Origin of the sequence: Kocuria arenosa, from assembly GCF_042879215.1 — a bacterium.
In the GTDB taxonomy this organism is placed as follows: Bacteria; Actinomycetota; Actinomycetes; order Actinomycetales; family Micrococcaceae; genus Kocuria; species Kocuria arenosa.
On record NZ_JBHZTA010000001.1, the window covers coordinates 434998 to 450528 of the forward strand.

Genomic DNA, 15531 nt, shown 5'->3' on the forward strand with positions numbered 1-15531 from the left:
ATCCGGCGGTGGGACCTGGTCGCCCGGTGTCCGCGTGACCTAGAGTCGCAGGTGATCAGCACACTGCTGAAGGACGGCACGGGCGCGGCCGGCGCTGAGGCACCGGGAGATCGTCCTGCCGCCCGCAGAACCGGGAACCACGACTTCAAGGAGGCGCGTCTCATGACCGACACCCACGCAGCGGGACCGGGCACGGATGTCATCGACATCCTCACCACCGACCACCGGGAGATGCTCGAACTGCTCGGCCAGATCGAGAGCGCGCCGGACGCCGCCCGGCGCCGGGACCTGGCCGACACCGTGATCGCGGAGGTCATGCGCCACGCCGTCGCGGAGGAGATGCACGTCTACCCGGTGATGGCGAAGCACCTGCCCGGCGGTGCCGAGGAGGTCGAGCACGACAAGAAGGAGCACGACGAGCTCGTGCAGGTCATGAAGCAGGTGGAGGGCGTCGACGCCTCCGAGCCGGCGTTCATGGAGCTGATCCGTGAGATGCAGGCGCAGCTGCGCCACCACATCGAGGACGAGGAGTCCGACCAGTTCCCGAAGCTGCGGGCGCACATCCCGGCCGAGGACCTCGTGGAGCTGGGGGAGAAGGTGCAGAGCGCCAAGAAGGTGGCGCCGACCCGGCCGCACCCGTCCGCACCGCACTCGGAGCTGTTCCACAAGACCATCGGGCCCGGCGTCGGCATGGTCGACCGCCTCCGCGACAAGCTGACGGGCCGGAGCACCGGATAGGCCGGCGGGAGGTCCGTACGACCCGCACCGCACGGACCCCTGTCGGGCGAGCCCCTCGGAAGGCTCTCCCGACAGGGGTCCGCGCTGTTCCGCGGGCCCGCCGAGGGCGGCAGAGGGGCGCTGGGGGCCACTGCGGGCCATCGGGCGCGGGGAGGGCAGGAATAGGCGCTGTCGAACAAGGGTTGAGTGGAGTAGACTCAGGTTAGCTGAATCGACCGGCCGCACTCGCAGGAGAACAGTGCCGGGTCGGTTCGTCCCCGATCGTCCCTCGTGAAGGAGCCGCAGTGGAGACCAAGTTCACCACCAAGTCCCAGGAGGCGCTCTCCGCCGCCTCGACCAACGCCTCGACCGCGGGCAACCCGCAGGTCGAGCCCGCTCACCTCCTCAAGGCCCTCATGGACCAGCGGGAGGGCGTGGCCGTCGCCGTCCTGAAGGCCACCGGGGCCGACATCGACGCCGTCTCCGCGCAGGCCAGCGCCGCCATCAAGGCCCTGCCCTCCGCGTCCGGGTCCTCCACGGCCCAGGCCCAGTTCAACCGGGGCTCGCTGCAGGTCATCCAGGCCGCGGAGCAGTTCGCCCAGTCCCTCGGCGACGAGTACATCTCCACCGAGCACCTCCTGTACGGCCTCGCCCAGCAGGACGGGAAGGCCGGGGACATCCTGCGGGGCGCGGGCGCCGGACCTGAGCAGCTGAGGACCGCCGTCCCGTCCGTGCGAGGAGACCGCCGCGTGACCACCGCCAACCCCGAGGGCACGTTCCAGGCGCTCGAGAAGTTCGGCGCCGACCTGACCGCCATGGCCCGCGAGGGCAAGCTGGACCCCGTCATCGGGCGGGACTCCGAGATCCGGCGCGTGGTGCAGGTGCTGTCGCGCCGCACCAAGAACAACCCCGTCCTGATCGGTGAGCCCGGCGTCGGCAAGACCGCCGTCGTCGAGGGCCTCGCCCAGCGCATGGTCGCCGGGGACGTCCCCGAGTCGCTGCGCGGCAAGACGCTGATCTCCCTGGACCTCGGGTCCATGGTGGCCGGCGCCAAGTACCGCGGCGAGTTCGAGGAGCGGCTCAAGGCCGTGCTCGAGGAGATCAGGGACTCGGAGGGGCAGATCGTCACCTTCATCGACGAGATCCACACCGTGGTCGGCGCCGGCGCCGCCGAGGGCTCGATGGACGCCGGGAACATGCTCAAGCCCATGCTGGCCCGCGGCGAGCTGCGCCTGATCGGCGCGACCACCCTGGACGAGTACCGCGAGAACATCGAGAAGGACGCCGCCCTGGAGCGCCGCTTCCAGCAGGTCTACGTCGGCGAGCCCTCCGTGGAGGACACCGTGGCGATCCTGCGCGGCCTCAAGGAGCGCTACGAGGCCCACCACAAGGTGCAGATCGCGGACGCCGCGCTCGTCGCGGCGGCCACGCTGTCCAACCGGTACATCCCGGGCCGGCAGCTGCCGGACAAGGCCATCGACCTGGTCGACGAGGCCGCCTCGCGGCTGCGGATGGAGATCGACTCCGCGCCGGAGGAGATCGACCAGCTGCGGCGCGCCGTCGACCGCCTGACCATGGAGGAGCTCGCGCTCGAGCGCGAGACCGACCCCGCGTCGGTGGAGCGCCTCGCCGTGCTGCGCCAGGAGCTGGCCGACAAGAAGGCGGACCTGGACGCTCTGAACGCCCGGTGGGAGGCGGAGAAGGCCGGTCTGAACCGTGTGGGCGACCTCAAGGAGCGGATCGACAACCTGCGCTCGCAGGCGGAGATGGCCCAGCGCCAGGGCGACCTCGGCGAGGCCTCCCGGCTGCTCTACGGGGAGATCCCCGCCCTGCAGAAGGAGCTCGACGCCGCCCAGGAGCAGGAGGGCACCTCCGCCCCGCACGACACCATGGTCTCCGAGGAGGTCACGGCCGACGACGTCGCCGAGGTGATCTCGGCCTGGACCGGCATCCCCGCCGGTCGCATGCTCCAGGGCGAGACCGAGAAGCTGCTGCACATGGAGGAGCTGCTCGGGAAGCGGCTCATCGGCCAGCGCCGGGCCGTGCAGGCCGTCGCGGACGCCGTGCGCCGCTCGCGCGCCGGCATCTCCGACCCGAACCGGCCGATCGGCTCGTTCCTGTTCCTGGGACCCACCGGCGTGGGCAAGACCGAGCTCGCGAAGTCCCTGGCGGAGTTCCAGTTCGACGACGAGCGCGCGCTGGTGCGGATCGACATGTCCGAGTACGGGGAGAAGCACACGGTCTCCCGGCTGGTCGGTGCCCCTCCGGGCTACGTCGGCTACGAGGAGGGCGGCCAGCTCACCGAGTCCGTGCGGCGCCGCCCGTACTCGGTGGTCCTGCTCGACGAGATCGAGAAGGCCCACCCGGACGTCTTCGACATCCTGCTGCAGGTGCTCGACGACGGGCGGCTCACCGACGGGCAGGGGCGCACGGTGGACTTCCGCAACGTGATCCTGATCCTCACCTCCAACCTGGGCAGCCAGTTCCTGGTGGACCAGACCATCGATCCGGAGGCGAAGAAGCAGGCGGTGATGAACGTGGTCAACGCCTCGTTCAAGCCGGAGTTCCTCAACCGGCTCGACGACGTGATCCTGTTCGACCCGCTGTCCACGTCCGACCTGTCGAAGATCGTGGACATCCAGGTCGCCCAGCTGGCCGAGCGCCTGGGCCAGCGCCGCCTGGGCCTGGAGGTCACCCCCGCGGCCGCCGAGTGGTTGGGCATCACCGGCTACGACCCGGCCTACGGTGCCCGGCCGCTGCGCCGGCTGGTGCAGCGGGAGATCGGGGACAAGCTCGCGAGGGCGATCCTCTCCGGGGCGGTCGTGGACGGCGACGCGGTCCGGGTGGACGTCAACGCGGACGTCGTGGCGGACGGGCTCACCGTCACCGCCGTGTCCGAGCAGGCGCACGCCGCGAGCTGAGGTGCGGGGCGTGCCGCCGGCCGAGCGCCGGGGCGCGCCGCGAGCAGCGGCGGGCACGGCCCAGGTCGGGCGGCGGGCCGTCGTCGGGGGACCCGGCGACGGCCCGTCACGGCCCGTCCCGGACCGGGTTCCGTCCGTCTCCCGTGAGGTTGCCGACAGTCCACCGCGCCGGTCCCGGGCCGGGCGCAACGGGCTGACAAACCATGTACCCTGGTCTCACGAACCATTCATACGACATTTCCGGGGCCGTACTCTGTGCCTGAGTGCCGCCGTCCGGACCAAGAGACAGAGGGGGTCACGCCATGGGGCGCGGCCGTCAAAAGGCGAAGGCGACACGGCAGGCGCGGGAGATCAAGTACTTCAGCCCGCAGACCGACCTCACGGCACTCCAGCGGGAACTGCGCGGCAGCGAGCAGCTGCCCCCGCTGCGGGAGCCGGTCGAGGAGACCGTCGAGAAGGACGAGGACGAGTACTCGGCCTACGTCGACAAGTACGCCGACGACTACGACGAGGACTACCGCCGGTAAGCACCGGGAACTCCGCTCGTCTCCACCGCATGACGCAACGAGGTGCCCGTCCAGGACGAGCACCTTCTTCGCGTTCCCGCGAACGACGAACGCCCCGCCGGCCGGTGGGGCGTTCGTCGTCTCCCCGGCGGTCCCGCCGGGCGGGATCCGCCCGCGTAAGCGTTGACCACCCGCCGGGCGGGATCAGCCCGCGTAGGCGTTGACCATGCGCACCGCGCCGCCGTCCACGCCCTTCGCGCCCTGCACCCAGTCCGGTCCGCCGTGGTCGGCGTCAGGGTCGATCTCGGCCACCGTGCCCATGACCCACGAGGGCAGGCCGCGGGCCGTGAGGTGGGCGACGGCGTCGTCGGCCACCGCCGGGTCGACGATCGCGACCATGCCCACGCCGAGGTTGAGGGTCCGCTCGAGATCGGGCAGGGGGACGTTGCCGAGCTGGCTGATCAGCTGGAAGACGGCGGGCAGCTCCCAGGTGCTCCGGTCCACCGTGGCCTCGAGCCCGCCGGGCAGCACCCGGGCGAGGTTCGCGGCGAGGCCGCCGCCGGTCACGTGGCTGAAGCCGCGGACACCGCGTCCCGTGGTCCGGTCGGGGCCGTTGACGGGGAAGGCGGCGGCGAGGTCGAGGACGTCGGCGGCGTAGACGCGGGTGGGCTCCAGCAGCTCCTCGCCCAGGGTGCGGCCGAGCTCGGAGACCTGCCGGTCCAGCGACCACCCGGCCACGTTGATGACCTTGCGGACCAGGGAGTACCCGTTGGAGTGCAGCCCGGAGGAGGTCATGCCGATGACCACGTCGCCGGCGCGCACGCGGTCCGGGCCCAGCAGCTCGTCGGCCTCGATCACGCCGGTGGCGGCCCCCGCCACGTCGTACTCGTCCGGGCGGAGCAGCCCGGGGTGCTCGGCGGTCTCGCCGCCGACCAGGGCGGTGCCGGCCTGCTCGCAGGCCGCGGCGATGCCGCGCACGATGTCGGCGATCCGCTCGGGCACCACGCGGCCCGTGGCGATGTAGTCGGTCATGAACAGGGGCTTGGCGCCCACCACCACGATGTCGTCGACGACCATGCCCACGAGGTCGAAGCCGATCGTGTCGTGCACGTCGAGGGTCTGGGCGATCGCGACCTTGGTGCCCACGCCGTCGGTCGAGGTGGCGAGGTAGGGCTTGCGGTAGGCGAGCAGCTCCGACACGTCGAACAGTCCCGCGAACCCGCCGACCCCGCCGATCACGCTGGGGGTGTGCGTGGCCCTGACCGCGCTCTTCATGAGCTCGACGGCGCGGTCTCCCGCCTCGACGTCCACGCCCGCGCTGGCGTAGGTGACGGTGCGGTTCGTGGAGGAGGGGGGCTGGGCCATGTCAGGCGTCCTTCGCGGTCTCGTGCTGGGCGGCGTGCTGGGATCCGGGCCGGGCGGCGGGCCCGGTGGTCGTCCGAGCGGCGGGTCCGGCGGGGACCCGGTCCTCGGGCAGGATCAGGTCCTCGAGGTCGGCGTCGGGCCCGGGGTCGCACCCGGTGGAGGTCTCCTGGACGCCGGGGTCATCGTCGGAGATGCTGGTGCGCTCGGCGGGCCGGCGCGAGACGCCCTCGGCGGCCGAGGGGCGGGTGTCGATGGACACGGCCGAGGCGTGCTCGGGCCGCTGCGCCACGGACGGTGCGCCCGGGCTCCGGCGGGGCGAGGAGTCCACGGGCACACGGGTCTCGAAGACGTTCTTGCCCAGCTTGTCCGCGTCCGGCAGCCGGGTGGGGTACGTCCCGGAGAAGCACGCGGTGCACAGCTCGGCGCGCTCCTGCAGGGTGGCCGCGATCATCCCGTCCTCGGAGATGTAGCCGAGGGAGTCCGCCCCCAGGGAGGCCCTGATCTCCTCGACCCCGAGCCCGTTGGCGATCAGCTCCGCGCGGGAGGCGAAGTCGATGCCGTAGAAGCACGGCCACTTGATGGGCGGGGAGGAGATCCGCACGTGGATCTCGGCGGCCCCGGCCTCCCGCAGCATCCGGATGAGGGCGCGCTGGGTGTTCCCGCGCACGATCGAGTCGTCGATGACCACCAGCCGCTTGCCCGCCACCACGGACTTCAGCGGGTTCAGCTTGAGCCGGATGCCGAGCTGGCGGATGGTGTCCGAGGGCTGGATGAACGTTCGTCCCACATAGGCGTTCTTGACCAGGCCGTTGCCGAAGGGGATGCCGGACTCCTCGGCGTAGCCGATGGCGGCCGGGGTCCCGGACTCGGGGGTGGGCATGACGAGGTCCGCGTCGATGCCGTGCTCCCGGGCCAGCCGGCGGCCCATCTCCACGCGGGACTCGTACACGGAGCGGCCGTTGATGGTGGTGTCCGGCCGGGCCAGGTAGACGTACTCGAACACGCACGCGGCGCGGCGGGTCTCGGCGAAGCGCTGGGAGCGCAGGCCGTGCTCGTCGATCACCACGAACTCGCCGGGCTCGATCTCCCGCACCAGCGAGGCGCCCACGATGTCCAGCGCGGCCGTCTCGGAGGCCACCACCCAGCCGCGCTCCAGCCGGCCGAGGACCAGCGGGCGGATGCCCTGCGGGTCGCGGGCGGCGTAGAGGGCGTTCTCGTCCATGAAGGCCAGGCAGAAGGAGCCCACGAGCTGGGGGAGCAGGTGCATGGCGGCGTCCTCGAGGGAGCCGTGCGTGTGCTCGGCCAGCAGCGCGGTGACCAGCGCGGTGTCCGTGGTGTTGCCCTGCGCCATCTCCCCCTGGGAGGGGAAGCCGGACTTGTCGATCAGCTTCTCGTACAGCTCGGCCGAGTTGGTGAGGTTGCCGTTGTGCGCGAGCGCCACGGTCCCGTGCGGGGTGGCGCCCAGCGTGGGCTGGGCGTTGGCCCAGTGGGACCCGCCCGTGGTCGAGTACCGGCAGTGGCCCACGGCCAGGTGCCCGGTCAGGGTGGTGAGGGTCGCCTCGTCGAAGACCTGCGAGACGAGGCCCATGTCCTTGTACACCGCGATGCGGTTGCCGTCGCTCGCGGCGATGCCGGCGGACTCCTGGCCGCGGTGCTGCAGGGCGTAGAGGCCGTAGTAGGCCAGTTTCGCGACCTCCTCGCCGGGAGCCCACACGCCGAACACACCGCACGCGTCCTGGGGGCCCTTCTCTCCGGGGAGCAGGTCGTGGCTGAGTTGTCCATCAGGGCGAACCACGTCGATCAGCCTTCTCTCGAGCTTCGGGGGTCGGTGGGCCGGGGGGCGTCCGCCGGCGCGCCGGAGGGGGCGTCGTCGTCCCCGTCCACGACCTCGGTGGTGACGGCCCGCGCCCGGGCCACGGAGACCCGGTCCAGCACGAGGGCCAGCACGGCGCCGGCGGCGAGCCCCAGGACCGTGCAGACGGAGACCATGAACAGGGTCACGGCTCCCTGGGTGAACTCGGCGCTGCCCCCGCCGGACAGCCCCACGAGCACGCCGGCCACGGCGCCGAGGACGCCGCCGAGCAGGACGAAGGCCCAGATGTTCGGGGCCCGGCGCAGGGTCATCTGCTGGCTGCCGGAGACGGCCAGCGGCACGGCCGTCCGCTCCCGGCGGCGCCGGCGCGGGACCTTCCGCGGAGACGGGCGCGCGGAGGGGGAGGAGGGAGTGGAGCTCATGTCTCCAAGGCTACCGGGGAAACAGGGGGAGGGCGTCCGCGAGATCGGTCCTTGTGCCCGAGGCCACAGCGGCGCCCGAGGCGACGGCCTCCGGCCAGGTGACGGCGCCCGTCACCAGGCCGAGCCACGTGCGGGCGTCGGTCTCGACGACGTTGGGCGGGGTCCCGCGGGTGTGCCGGGGCCCGGCCACGCACTGGGTCACGCCGAAGGGAGGGACGCGCACCTCCACGCTGTTGCCGGGCACCCGGGCGGCAAGCTCCTCGAGCGAGTAGCGCACGGCGGTGGCCACGGTCCGGCGCGGGGTGCCGTCCGGGTCCGCGCGCCAGGCGCTCAGGGCCAGGGTCCCGTCCGCGGGGTCGACGCGGCGGCGGGCCACGGACTAGTCCTGCCCGAGCGCCCGGACCAGCTCCGGCCCGAGCAGCTCCAGGAGGGGGTCCGCCAGGCGGAGCCGGCCCACGGGACGGGACCCGCCCATGATCGGGCGCACCACCCGCCCGATCACCGCGGCGGCCGCCGGGGCGGGCACGGCCCCGGCCTGGGCGAGCAGGCTCAGGCCGATGAGCGCGTTGGCGCGGGAGCCGCCGTCGAGGACCTTGAGCGCCACCGACCAGCCGGTGCGGGTGCCGAGGGCGAGCACGCCCTCCGCCCCGAGCTTCGCCACGACGTCCAGCTCCTCCATGACCACGGTGTTGTACCTGCCCGGCCCGTGCACGAGCTCGGGGTAGTCGAGCATGCACTGGGAGACCGTCGCGGCGCGCGCGTCGGCGTCGAGATTGCCCGCGGCCCGGCCCAGGGTCGAGTACGCCCGGGCGAGGCCGGTCAGGGAGATCGCCGCGAGGGGGGCGCCGCACCCGTCCACGCCCACGTGCGCCACGCGCTCGCCGGAGAACTCCTCGACGGTCTCCAGCACGGTCCGCTGCAAGGGGTGCTCGGGATCCAGGTAGCTGTCCGTGGGCCAGTCGTTCTCGGTGCAGGCCCACAGGAACGCGGCGTGCTTGCCGGAGCAGTTCATGCAGATCCGGGCCTTGCCGCGCCCGGCGCGCACGAGCTCCGTGCGGACCTCCTCGTCCTCGGGCCAGTCCGGAGGGCACTGGAGCGCGTCCTCGGTCAGGCCGGCGGCGTCCAGGATCGAGCTCACGGCGTCGAGCTGATCGAAGGAGCCGATGTGGGACGCGGAGGCGATGGCCACCTGGGCCCCGCGCAGCGGGACACCGGCCTTCATGGCGGCGATGGTCTGGAACGGCTTGAGCGTGGACCGGGGGAAGATCGGGGTGCCGATGTCTCCCAGTTCCACCGCCACGGCCCCGTCCGGGTCCAGGACCACGGCGGAGCCGCGGTGGCGGGACTCGACGAAGCCGCTGCGCTCGAGCACGGCGAGGTCCACGGCACGGTCCGAGGTGAAGGTCTGCATCGCCCCAGTATGTCAGCGGGGCCGGGAATGCCCGGCGGCGCCCGGAGCCGCCGAGGGCCGTGCCCGCATGCCGGGAACGATGTGCCACTTCCCGGTGCCGCCAACTAGCCTGAGGGCGTGAAGGTTCTGGTACTGGGCCCCGGAGGCCGCGAACACGCAATCATCCGCGCACTGCTGGCCGATCCCGAGGTCGAGCAGGTGCACTGCGCGCCGGGCAACGCCGGGATCGCGCAGCTCGTCCCGGTGCACGCCGTGGACGCCGACGACCCCGCCGCGGCCACCGCGCTGGCGCGCGAGCTCGCGGTGGACCTCGTCGTCGTCGGCCCGGAGGCCCCCCTGGTGGCCGGTGTGGCCGACGCCCTGCGCGAGGCGGGCTTCCTCGTCTTCGGTCCCTCGCGGGCCGCGGCGCGGCTCGAGGGCTCCAAGGCGTTCGCCAAGGAGGTCATGGCCTCCGCCGGGGTGCCCACCGCCATGGCGCGGGTCGCGACCACGGAGGAGGAGGCCGCCGACGCCCTCGACACCTTCGGCGCCCCCTACGTGGTCAAGGACGACGGGCTCGCCGCCGGCAAGGGCGTGGTCGTCACCTCCGACCGGGCGGCCGCCCTCGAGCACGCCGACGCGTGCTTCGCCGCGGGCGGGAGCGTGGTGGTCGAGGAGTTCCTCGACGGGCCCGAGGTGTCCCTGTTCGTGCTCACCGACGGCTCCCGCGTGATCCCGCTGAGCCCCGCCCAGGACTTCAAGCGGATCCACGACGACGACGAGGGCCCCAACACCGGCGGGATGGGCGCCTACACGCCGCTGACGTGGCTGCCGCAGGGCTTCGTGGACGAGGTCGTGGAGCGCGTGGCCCGTCCCACGGTCGACGAGATGCGCCGCCGCGGCACCCCGTTCGTGGGCGTGCTGTACTGCGGGCTGGCCGTGACGACCCGCGGTCTGCGGGTCATCGAGTTCAACGCCCGCTTCGGGGACCCCGAGACCCAGGCCGTCCTCGCCCGGCTCACCACCCCGCTCGGGCGGCTGCTGCACGACGCCGCGGCCGGGCGCCTCGACGAGGCCGAGCGGCTGCGCTGGCGGCCCGAGACGGCCGTCGCCGTGGTCGTCGCCGCGCAGGACTACCCGGACAGCCCCCGGAAGGGCGACCCGATCGGCGGGCTGGAGGACGCCGAGGCGCTCGAGGGCGTGCACGTGGTCCACGCCGGCACCGCGGTGGCCCCCGAGGGCGAGCACGCCGGGCGGATCGTCTCCGCCGGCGGGCGGGTGCTCGCCGTCGTCGCCCTCGGGGCGGACCTCGACGACGCCCGCGAGCGCGCCTACCGGGGTGTGGGGCTCGTGGCGCTCGAGGGCTCGCAGCACCGCACCGACATCGCGCTGAAGGCCGCCCGGGGGCTGGTCACCGTTCCCGGCGCCTCCGATCCCCGTCCCCGTCAGGAGCAGCCATGAGCGAGCAGGGCATCGTCACCACCCCTCCCGAGATCCCCGGGTGGAGGCACATCTACTCCGGCAAGGTCCGGGAGCTCTACGTCCCCGACGAGTCGCGGCTGCGCGCCACGGGCGTGGCCATCTACGACGACGCCGAGTACCGGGCCGGCTCGGTCCTGGTGCTGGCCACGGACCGGATCAGCGCCTTCGACGAGATCCTCCCCACGGAGATCCCGGACAAGGGCAAGATCCTGACGCAGCTGTCCCTGTGGTGGTTCGAGCAGCTCGCGGCCGTGCCCAACCACGTCCTGTCGACCGACGTGCACGAGTCCGTCCGCGGGCGGGCCATCGTCTGCAAGAACCTCTCGATGTTCCCCGTCGAGTGCATCGCCCGCGGCTACCTGACCGGGTCGGGGCTCAAGGACTACCGGGAGACCGGCGAGATCTGCGGGATCGAGCTGCCCCCGGGGCTCGTGGACGGCTCCCGGCTCGCCGAGCCGATCTTCACCCCGACCGGCAAGGCGGAGGTGGGCGAGCACGACCTGCCCATCACCTTCCAGGAGATGGCCGACGGTGTCGGCCACGCGGTGGCGGACCGGCTGCGCGAGCTGACCCTGGAGATCTACACCGCCGCCGAGCGGATCGCCCGGGAGCGCGGGATCATCGTGGCGGACACCAAGGTGGAGTTCGGCCTGGACTCCTACCGCGGCGCGATCACCCTCGGGGACGAAGTGCTCACCCCCGACTCCTCCCGCTTCTGGGACGCCGAGACCTACGAGCCGGGCAGGGCCCAGCCCTCGTTCGACAAGCAGTACGTGCGGGACTGGCTGCGCTCGGACGAGTCCGGCTGGAACGGGACCGGCCCCGTGCCCCCGCTGCCGGAGCAGGTGGTGGAGCGGACCCGCGCGCGCTACGTCGAGGCGTTCGAGCGGCTCACCGGCCGGACGTTCGACCCGGACGGCAGTTTCTTCGAGGTGGCGGGCCCGCTCGACTACTGAGCACGGACACCACCGAGCTCGGACCTCTGGTCCGGACACCGATCCTGGTTCCCGGGTCCCGACACCGGGCCGGAGCGCGCAGCGTGCGCAGTGCACGGGATGCACGGAGCGGGTGCGCCGAGCAGCGTCAGCCGCCGGGGGAGTCCGGGGTCCACAGGGCGCGGTCCATGTCCACGCGCACGAGGTGCCGGTCGTCCTCCCGCAGGGGCGTGCCCTCCTCCCGGTACCGGTCCCGTGCCTCGGCCTGCAGGTGGTCGGCGAGGGTGCCCTGCACGGTGACCACGCGCCACCACGGGAGCTCCTCGCCGGTGGGGTTGCGCGCCATGACCGTGCCCACCACGCGCGGGGAGCGGCACTCCACCAGCTCCGCGACGTCCCGGTAGGACAGCACCCGCCCCGGGGGGATGGCGGCCACCACGTCCGCCACGCGCCGCGCCAGGCCGGGATCCGGCTCGGCCCGGCGGATCACAGGGCGTCCCGGCCGTCCACCGGCAGGCACACGTCCAGGACCCACTGGTCGTCCGCGGTACCGCTCTCGGCGTGGCCGCCGAGCAGGGAGACGCGCTCGGCGATGCCCCGCAGGCCGAGCCCGGAGGACATCTCGGAGGAGTGGGCGCCCGTGCGCTGGGCGCTGCGGGGCATGGGGTTGGCCACGCGCAGGCGCAGCTCCTGGTCGTTCGCCGTCACCTCGATCCGACAGCGGGACCCGGCGGGGGCGTACTTGATGATGTTGGTGACCGACTCCTGCAGGATGCGGGCGGCCGTGCCCCGCACGGTCGTGGGCATGGCCTCGAGGTCGCCCGTGACGACCACCTCGGGCTCGAAGCGCAGGTCCCGCAGGCTCGCGGCGAGGGACGTGACCACTTGCTCCAGGCTCCCGATGGCCAGGCCGGCGCCGGTGACGTCCCGAGGATGGTCCCCTTCGTTCTCGTCGCGCAGCAGCCGGAGCATGACGCGCAGCTCGTGCAGGGCCGAGCGCGCGGCGTCCTCCACGGTCTCGAGGACCTGGTGCAGCTGGCCGACGTCCCCGGAGCGGCGCCGGCTCATGGTCTGCATCGTGATGAGGGTGAGCTCGTGGGCGACGACGTCGTGCAGGTCGCGCGCCAGCGCCCGCCGCTCGGCCTCCCGGAGACGCTCGTTGAGGATCTCCAGGTCCCGGACCTGCTGCTCGTTCCTCCGCCGCTGCTGGCTGAAGTAGCGGAGGGCCGCGCCGACGAGGAAGGAGATGAGCAGCACGGCGACCAGCCCCCAGAACACCGAGGGCTGATCCGGACGTCGCCACCAGGCCATCACGACCCACAGCGCGTAGATGATCAGGTGAACCTTCACGAACGCTGTCGTGGCGGTGGCCAGGACAGCTATGGTCACCACGACCACCGCTGTGTTGACCGAGCCGTAATCACCCAGGATCAAGGACAGCAGGAGGCAGCTGCCGGAGAAGATCGACGCCCAGGTGGACCGCCAGGCGACCATTGCCAGTGCGCCGTAGGTCAGGATCGCGTTGATCGCGTACCAGACGTTGACCAGCTTTCCCTGGCTGAACTGCACGGCCAGGGCGCGGATGTCTGCGGCGAACCAGACCACGGCGCACAGGATGATCACCACGCACAACCATCGAGCGACAGGCTCGGCGTCGAAGAACGACGTGGGTCCGGTGGTGCGTGGTGGTCGGCGCATGGGTGCAATTACATCATTCACACCCGCAGGTCCGGCTCAGCGGCAGAAGGAGGACCACCAGTTGCACCACACGTAACGGCTGAACTGGGGGGTCTGGACCATCGCGCCGGCGTTGGCGGGGGCCACCGGGCCGACGATGAAGGACGCGGCGAGGGCGGCAGAGGCAACGGCGGTGGCAAGCTTCTTCTTGGACATGGGGGGCTCCTTGGATCACGAGGGCAGCACCGGATCGGGGGGATTGCGACCGGGGTGGGGGAGAGATCTCCCGGTCACGAGGGGGTTGTGCTGCCCTGGTATCCCCATTTTGCCAACGTTAACCGAACGGACCTATTGACCTTTGTCCAGACCATTTGTGACTTTTGTCGAATATGACGTGTTGCACTTTGGGGGACAGGAAAAAATAGACTGTGCGGGTGACTGATTGCAGAGTGCTTGTCGTGGACGACCAGCCGTTGATGCTGGAGGCCCTGAAGTCCTTCTTCTCGGCCGAGCCGGGGTTCGAGGTCATCGGGACGGCGGCCAACGGTCGTGAGGCTGTCGACCGATGTCTGGCGATCGACCCGGACGTGGTCCTGATGGACATGAAGATGCCCGTGATGGACGGGATCGAGGCCACCCGCGAGATCACCTCGCGAAGTCCTCGATCCAAGGTGCTGGCCCTCACGACGTTCTCCACGCTGGAGTTCGTGGTACCGGCCCTGCGCGCCGGTGCGGCCGGCTACCTGGTCAAGGACGCCCGGCCCGACGAGATCATCGACGCCGTCAACCAGGTGCGCAACAACGAGATCGCCCTCTCCCCGGCGATCGCCCGCGCGCTCGCGGACAACGTCATCTCCGTCCCGGACCAGCAGCAGCCGGTGCGGTCGGCGGACAGCGGCCTGCGCTCCCTGCTGACCGATCGGGAAATGGAGACCGTGACGCTCCTGGCGCAGGGATTGAGCAATCGGGAGATCGCCGAGCAGATGCACGTCTCCGAGGGCAGTGTGAAGGCCTACCTCGGGCGGGTCTGTGAGAAGTTCGGCGTCCGCGACCGGGTCCAGGCGCTCATCAAGGCGTACCAGAGCGGACTCGTGGACCCGCAGCTGCGCGATCTCTGAGTCTCACGCTGCCCCGTGGTCCAGGACCCGGACGGAAGTCCAGTCCATCTGTAGACGAAAGTGTATTCATCTGCATTAGCAAACCCGGCATGATCAGTAGTGCGAGCAGAGAAGAAAAGTCGGTGGATGAGTGAGAGACATCCCCCCGGCGCACGGCCCAACCCCCCATGTGGCCGAGCCCCGGACCGGATGGTTCACCGACCTGCTCACGGTAGGGGGCCGCCCCGGGACAGTCCCCCCTGGACCCGGGATGTGGCCGCGCAAGGCCTGGATCACCTTGCACCCCCTCGGCCGATGGCCCCCTACCGTGCAACATCTGCTCCGCAGACCTGACGACGCGAACGGCCCCACCGGAACCGGTGGGGCCGTTCGCGTTCGTCGACGAGTTCGTCCGGTCAGGTCCGCGGGCCCTGGACCTCCCGGGCGGCGGCGCTGTGGCCGAAGAACCAGGTGATGTGCTCCCGCAGCGCGGCGGCCGCGTCCTCGCCCCGGCGCTCCTGGAAGGCGCGCAGGATCTCCCGGTGCTGCTCCTGCAGAGTGCGGCGCACCTGCGGCCAGTCCTCGAGGCCGGCGACGGTCTCCTGGACGTACCCGATGGTGGCCTGGCGCAGCGAGGCCATGATCGTCTCGACCACCACGTTGCCGGCGAGGGAGGCGAGCAGGATGTGGAACTGTGCGTCGTCGGCGTGGAAGCGCTCGTCCGGCAGGTCCGGGTCCTCCATGGCCGCCACGAGCTCCGCCGCGCGCTCGAGCACCGCCGACCGCCCCGGGGTCTCCGCCGCGCCGGCCGCCTCGTGGGCGGACTGGGTCTCGAGCAGGAGCCGGGTCTGCACGAGGTCCCGCACCGGCAGGGACCGGTTGGCCACGTGCATCCGCAGCGCCCACCCGAGCGCCGCCGAGGGCTCCGCGATCACGATCGCCCCCGCGTTCGGCCCGGACCCGGTCGAGGAGCGGACGAGCCCCATGGCGTCCAGGATCCGGATCGCCTCCCGCACCGAGGCCCGGGAGATGCCGAACTCCTCGGCCAGCTGGCGCTCCCCGGGCAGCTTGTCGCCCACCGAGATCTCGCCCGAGCGCAGGCGCTCCTCGAGCCAGTCGAGGACGACGGTGTACATGCGGGCGGCTGCGGGCACGGGGACTCCTCAAGGGATGGGCGGGACGCGGACCAGTCTAGGGAAGTGCGGT

General features: G+C 72.0%; 15 protein-coding genes. 6 read left to right on the forward strand and 9 right to left on the reverse strand.

The annotated features are described in order from the left end of the window. The first annotated feature begins 162 nt into the window (after window positions 1-162). From ACFYE3_RS02055 to ACFYE3_RS02065, 3 genes are all read left to right on the forward strand, one after another. The gene (locus ACFYE3_RS02055; protein WP_387605274.1) at window positions 163-738 is read left to right on the forward strand and encodes a hemerythrin domain-containing protein; all 576 of its coding nucleotides are present in this window, start codon (window positions 163-165) and stop codon (window positions 736-738) included. Between the two features lie 284 nt (window positions 739-1022). Next, a complete protein-coding gene (clpB, locus tag ACFYE3_RS02060; protein WP_387605272.1) occupies window positions 1023-3638 on the forward strand; it encodes an ATP-dependent chaperone ClpB in 2616 nt (871 codons plus the stop codon). Window positions 3639-3940: 302 nt separating this feature from the next. After that, window positions 3941-4165 carry a DUF3073 domain-containing protein gene (locus ACFYE3_RS02065; protein ID WP_387605270.1) on the forward strand — a complete coding sequence of 75 codons (225 nt, stop codon included), beginning with the start codon at window positions 3941-3943 and terminating at the stop codon, window positions 4163-4165. Between the two features lie 183 nt (window positions 4166-4348). Here ACFYE3_RS02065 and purM read toward each other — a convergent pair whose 3' ends face one another. From purM to ACFYE3_RS02090, 5 genes are read right to left on the reverse strand one after another with little or no spacing between them, the layout of a single operon-like run. After that, on the reverse strand, window positions 4349-5509 hold the full coding sequence (gene purM, locus ACFYE3_RS02070) for a phosphoribosylformylglycinamidine cyclo-ligase (protein WP_387605269.1): 1161 nt from the start codon (window positions 5507-5509) through the stop codon (window positions 4349-4351). A 1-nt stretch (window position 5510) separates the two neighbouring features. Further along, window positions 5511-7304 (reverse strand): amidophosphoribosyltransferase, encoded by a 1794-nt coding sequence (gene purF, locus ACFYE3_RS02075; protein ID WP_387605268.1) that lies wholly within the window; start codon window positions 7302-7304, stop codon window positions 5511-5513. Between the two features lie 5 nt (window positions 7305-7309). Then, on the reverse strand, window positions 7310-7744 hold the full coding sequence (locus ACFYE3_RS02080) for a hypothetical protein (RefSeq protein ID WP_387605265.1): 435 nt from the start codon (window positions 7742-7744) through the stop codon (window positions 7310-7312). 10 nt (window positions 7745-7754) lie between these two features. Then, a complete protein-coding gene (locus ACFYE3_RS02085) occupies window positions 7755-8120 on the reverse strand; it encodes a sterol carrier family protein (RefSeq protein WP_368821357.1) in 366 nt (121 codons plus the stop codon). Between the two features lie 3 nt (window positions 8121-8123). Further along, window positions 8124-9155: an asparaginase gene (locus ACFYE3_RS02090; RefSeq protein ID WP_368830590.1), complete on the reverse strand. Its 1032-nt coding sequence runs from the start codon at window positions 9153-9155 to the stop codon at window positions 8124-8126. Between the two features lie 117 nt (window positions 9156-9272). Here ACFYE3_RS02090 and purD point away from each other — a divergent pair, with 117 nt between their 5' ends. Beyond that, window positions 9273-10595 carry a phosphoribosylamine--glycine ligase gene (purD, locus tag ACFYE3_RS02095; RefSeq protein WP_387605263.1) on the forward strand — a complete coding sequence of 441 codons (1323 nt, stop codon included), beginning with the start codon at window positions 9273-9275 and terminating at the stop codon, window positions 10593-10595. Next, window positions 10592-11572 (forward strand): phosphoribosylaminoimidazolesuccinocarboxamide synthase, encoded by a 981-nt coding sequence (locus ACFYE3_RS02100; protein ID WP_387605261.1) that lies wholly within the window; start codon window positions 10592-10594, stop codon window positions 11570-11572. Before purD ends, ACFYE3_RS02100 begins: the two co-directional genes overlap by 4 nt. Before the next feature lie 127 nt (window positions 11573-11699). Here the strand turns inward: ACFYE3_RS02100 and ACFYE3_RS02105 are convergent, their stop codons facing one another. From ACFYE3_RS02105 to ACFYE3_RS02115, 3 genes are read right to left on the reverse strand one after another with little or no spacing between them, the layout of a single operon-like run. Beyond that, window positions 11700-12041, reverse strand: a complete 342-nt coding sequence (locus ACFYE3_RS02105) for an MGMT family protein (RefSeq protein WP_387605259.1) — start codon at window positions 12039-12041, stop codon at window positions 11700-11702. Continuing rightward, entirely contained in the window at window positions 12038-13249 is a 1212-nt protein-coding gene (locus ACFYE3_RS02110; protein WP_387605257.1) for a sensor histidine kinase, read from the reverse strand. The genes ACFYE3_RS02105 and ACFYE3_RS02110 overlap by 4 nt, the downstream gene beginning before the upstream one ends. A 36-nt stretch (window positions 13250-13285) precedes the next feature. Continuing rightward, window positions 13286-13444, reverse strand: a complete 159-nt coding sequence (locus ACFYE3_RS02115; RefSeq protein WP_172604378.1) for a hypothetical protein — start codon at window positions 13442-13444, stop codon at window positions 13286-13288. Between the two features lie 218 nt (window positions 13445-13662). On the opposite strand from ACFYE3_RS02115, the gene ACFYE3_RS02120 reads away from it, so the two are divergent. Then, entirely contained in the window at window positions 13663-14346 is a 684-nt protein-coding gene (locus ACFYE3_RS02120) for a response regulator (RefSeq protein WP_387605256.1), read from the forward strand. Window positions 14347-14741: 395 nt separating this feature from the next. Here ACFYE3_RS02120 and ACFYE3_RS02125 read toward each other — a convergent pair whose 3' ends face one another. Then, window positions 14742-15461 carry a FadR/GntR family transcriptional regulator gene (locus tag ACFYE3_RS02125; protein ID WP_387606012.1) on the reverse strand — a complete coding sequence of 240 codons (720 nt, stop codon included), beginning with the start codon at window positions 15459-15461 and terminating at the stop codon, window positions 14742-14744. Window positions 15462-15531: the final 70 nt, after the last annotated feature.

What these genes read in the sequence shown, in the direction of transcription:
- ACFYE3_RS02055 (WP_387605274.1), top strand. Translation starts at nt 163, where the DNA reads ATGACCGACACCCACGCAGCGGGACCGGGCACGGATGTCATCGACATC.
- ACFYE3_RS02065 (WP_387605270.1), top strand. Translation starts at nt 3,941, where the DNA reads ATGGGGCGCGGCCGTCAAAAGGCGAAGGCGACACGGCAGGCGCGGGAG.
- purM (WP_387605269.1), bottom strand. Translation starts at nt 5,509, where the DNA reads ATGGCCCAGCCCCCCTCCTCCACGAACCGCACCGTCACCTACGCCAGC.
- ACFYE3_RS02080 (WP_387605265.1), bottom strand. Translation starts at nt 7,744, where the DNA reads ATGAGCTCCACTCCCTCCTCCCCCTCCGCGCGCCCGTCTCCGCGGAAG.
- ACFYE3_RS02090 (WP_368830590.1), bottom strand. Translation starts at nt 9,155, where the DNA reads ATGCAGACCTTCACCTCGGACCGTGCCGTGGACCTCGCCGTGCTCGAG.
- ACFYE3_RS02100 (WP_387605261.1), top strand. Translation starts at nt 10,592, where the DNA reads ATGAGCGAGCAGGGCATCGTCACCACCCCTCCCGAGATCCCCGGGTGG.
- ACFYE3_RS02110 (WP_387605257.1), bottom strand. Translation starts at nt 13,249, where the DNA reads ATGCGCCGACCACCACGCACCACCGGACCCACGTCGTTCTTCGACGCC.
- ACFYE3_RS02115 (WP_172604378.1), bottom strand. Translation starts at nt 13,444, where the DNA reads ATGTCCAAGAAGAAGCTTGCCACCGCCGTTGCCTCTGCCGCCCTCGCC.
- ACFYE3_RS02125 (WP_387606012.1), bottom strand. Translation starts at nt 15,461, where the DNA reads ATGTACACCGTCGTCCTCGACTGGCTCGAGGAGCGCCTGCGCTCGGGC.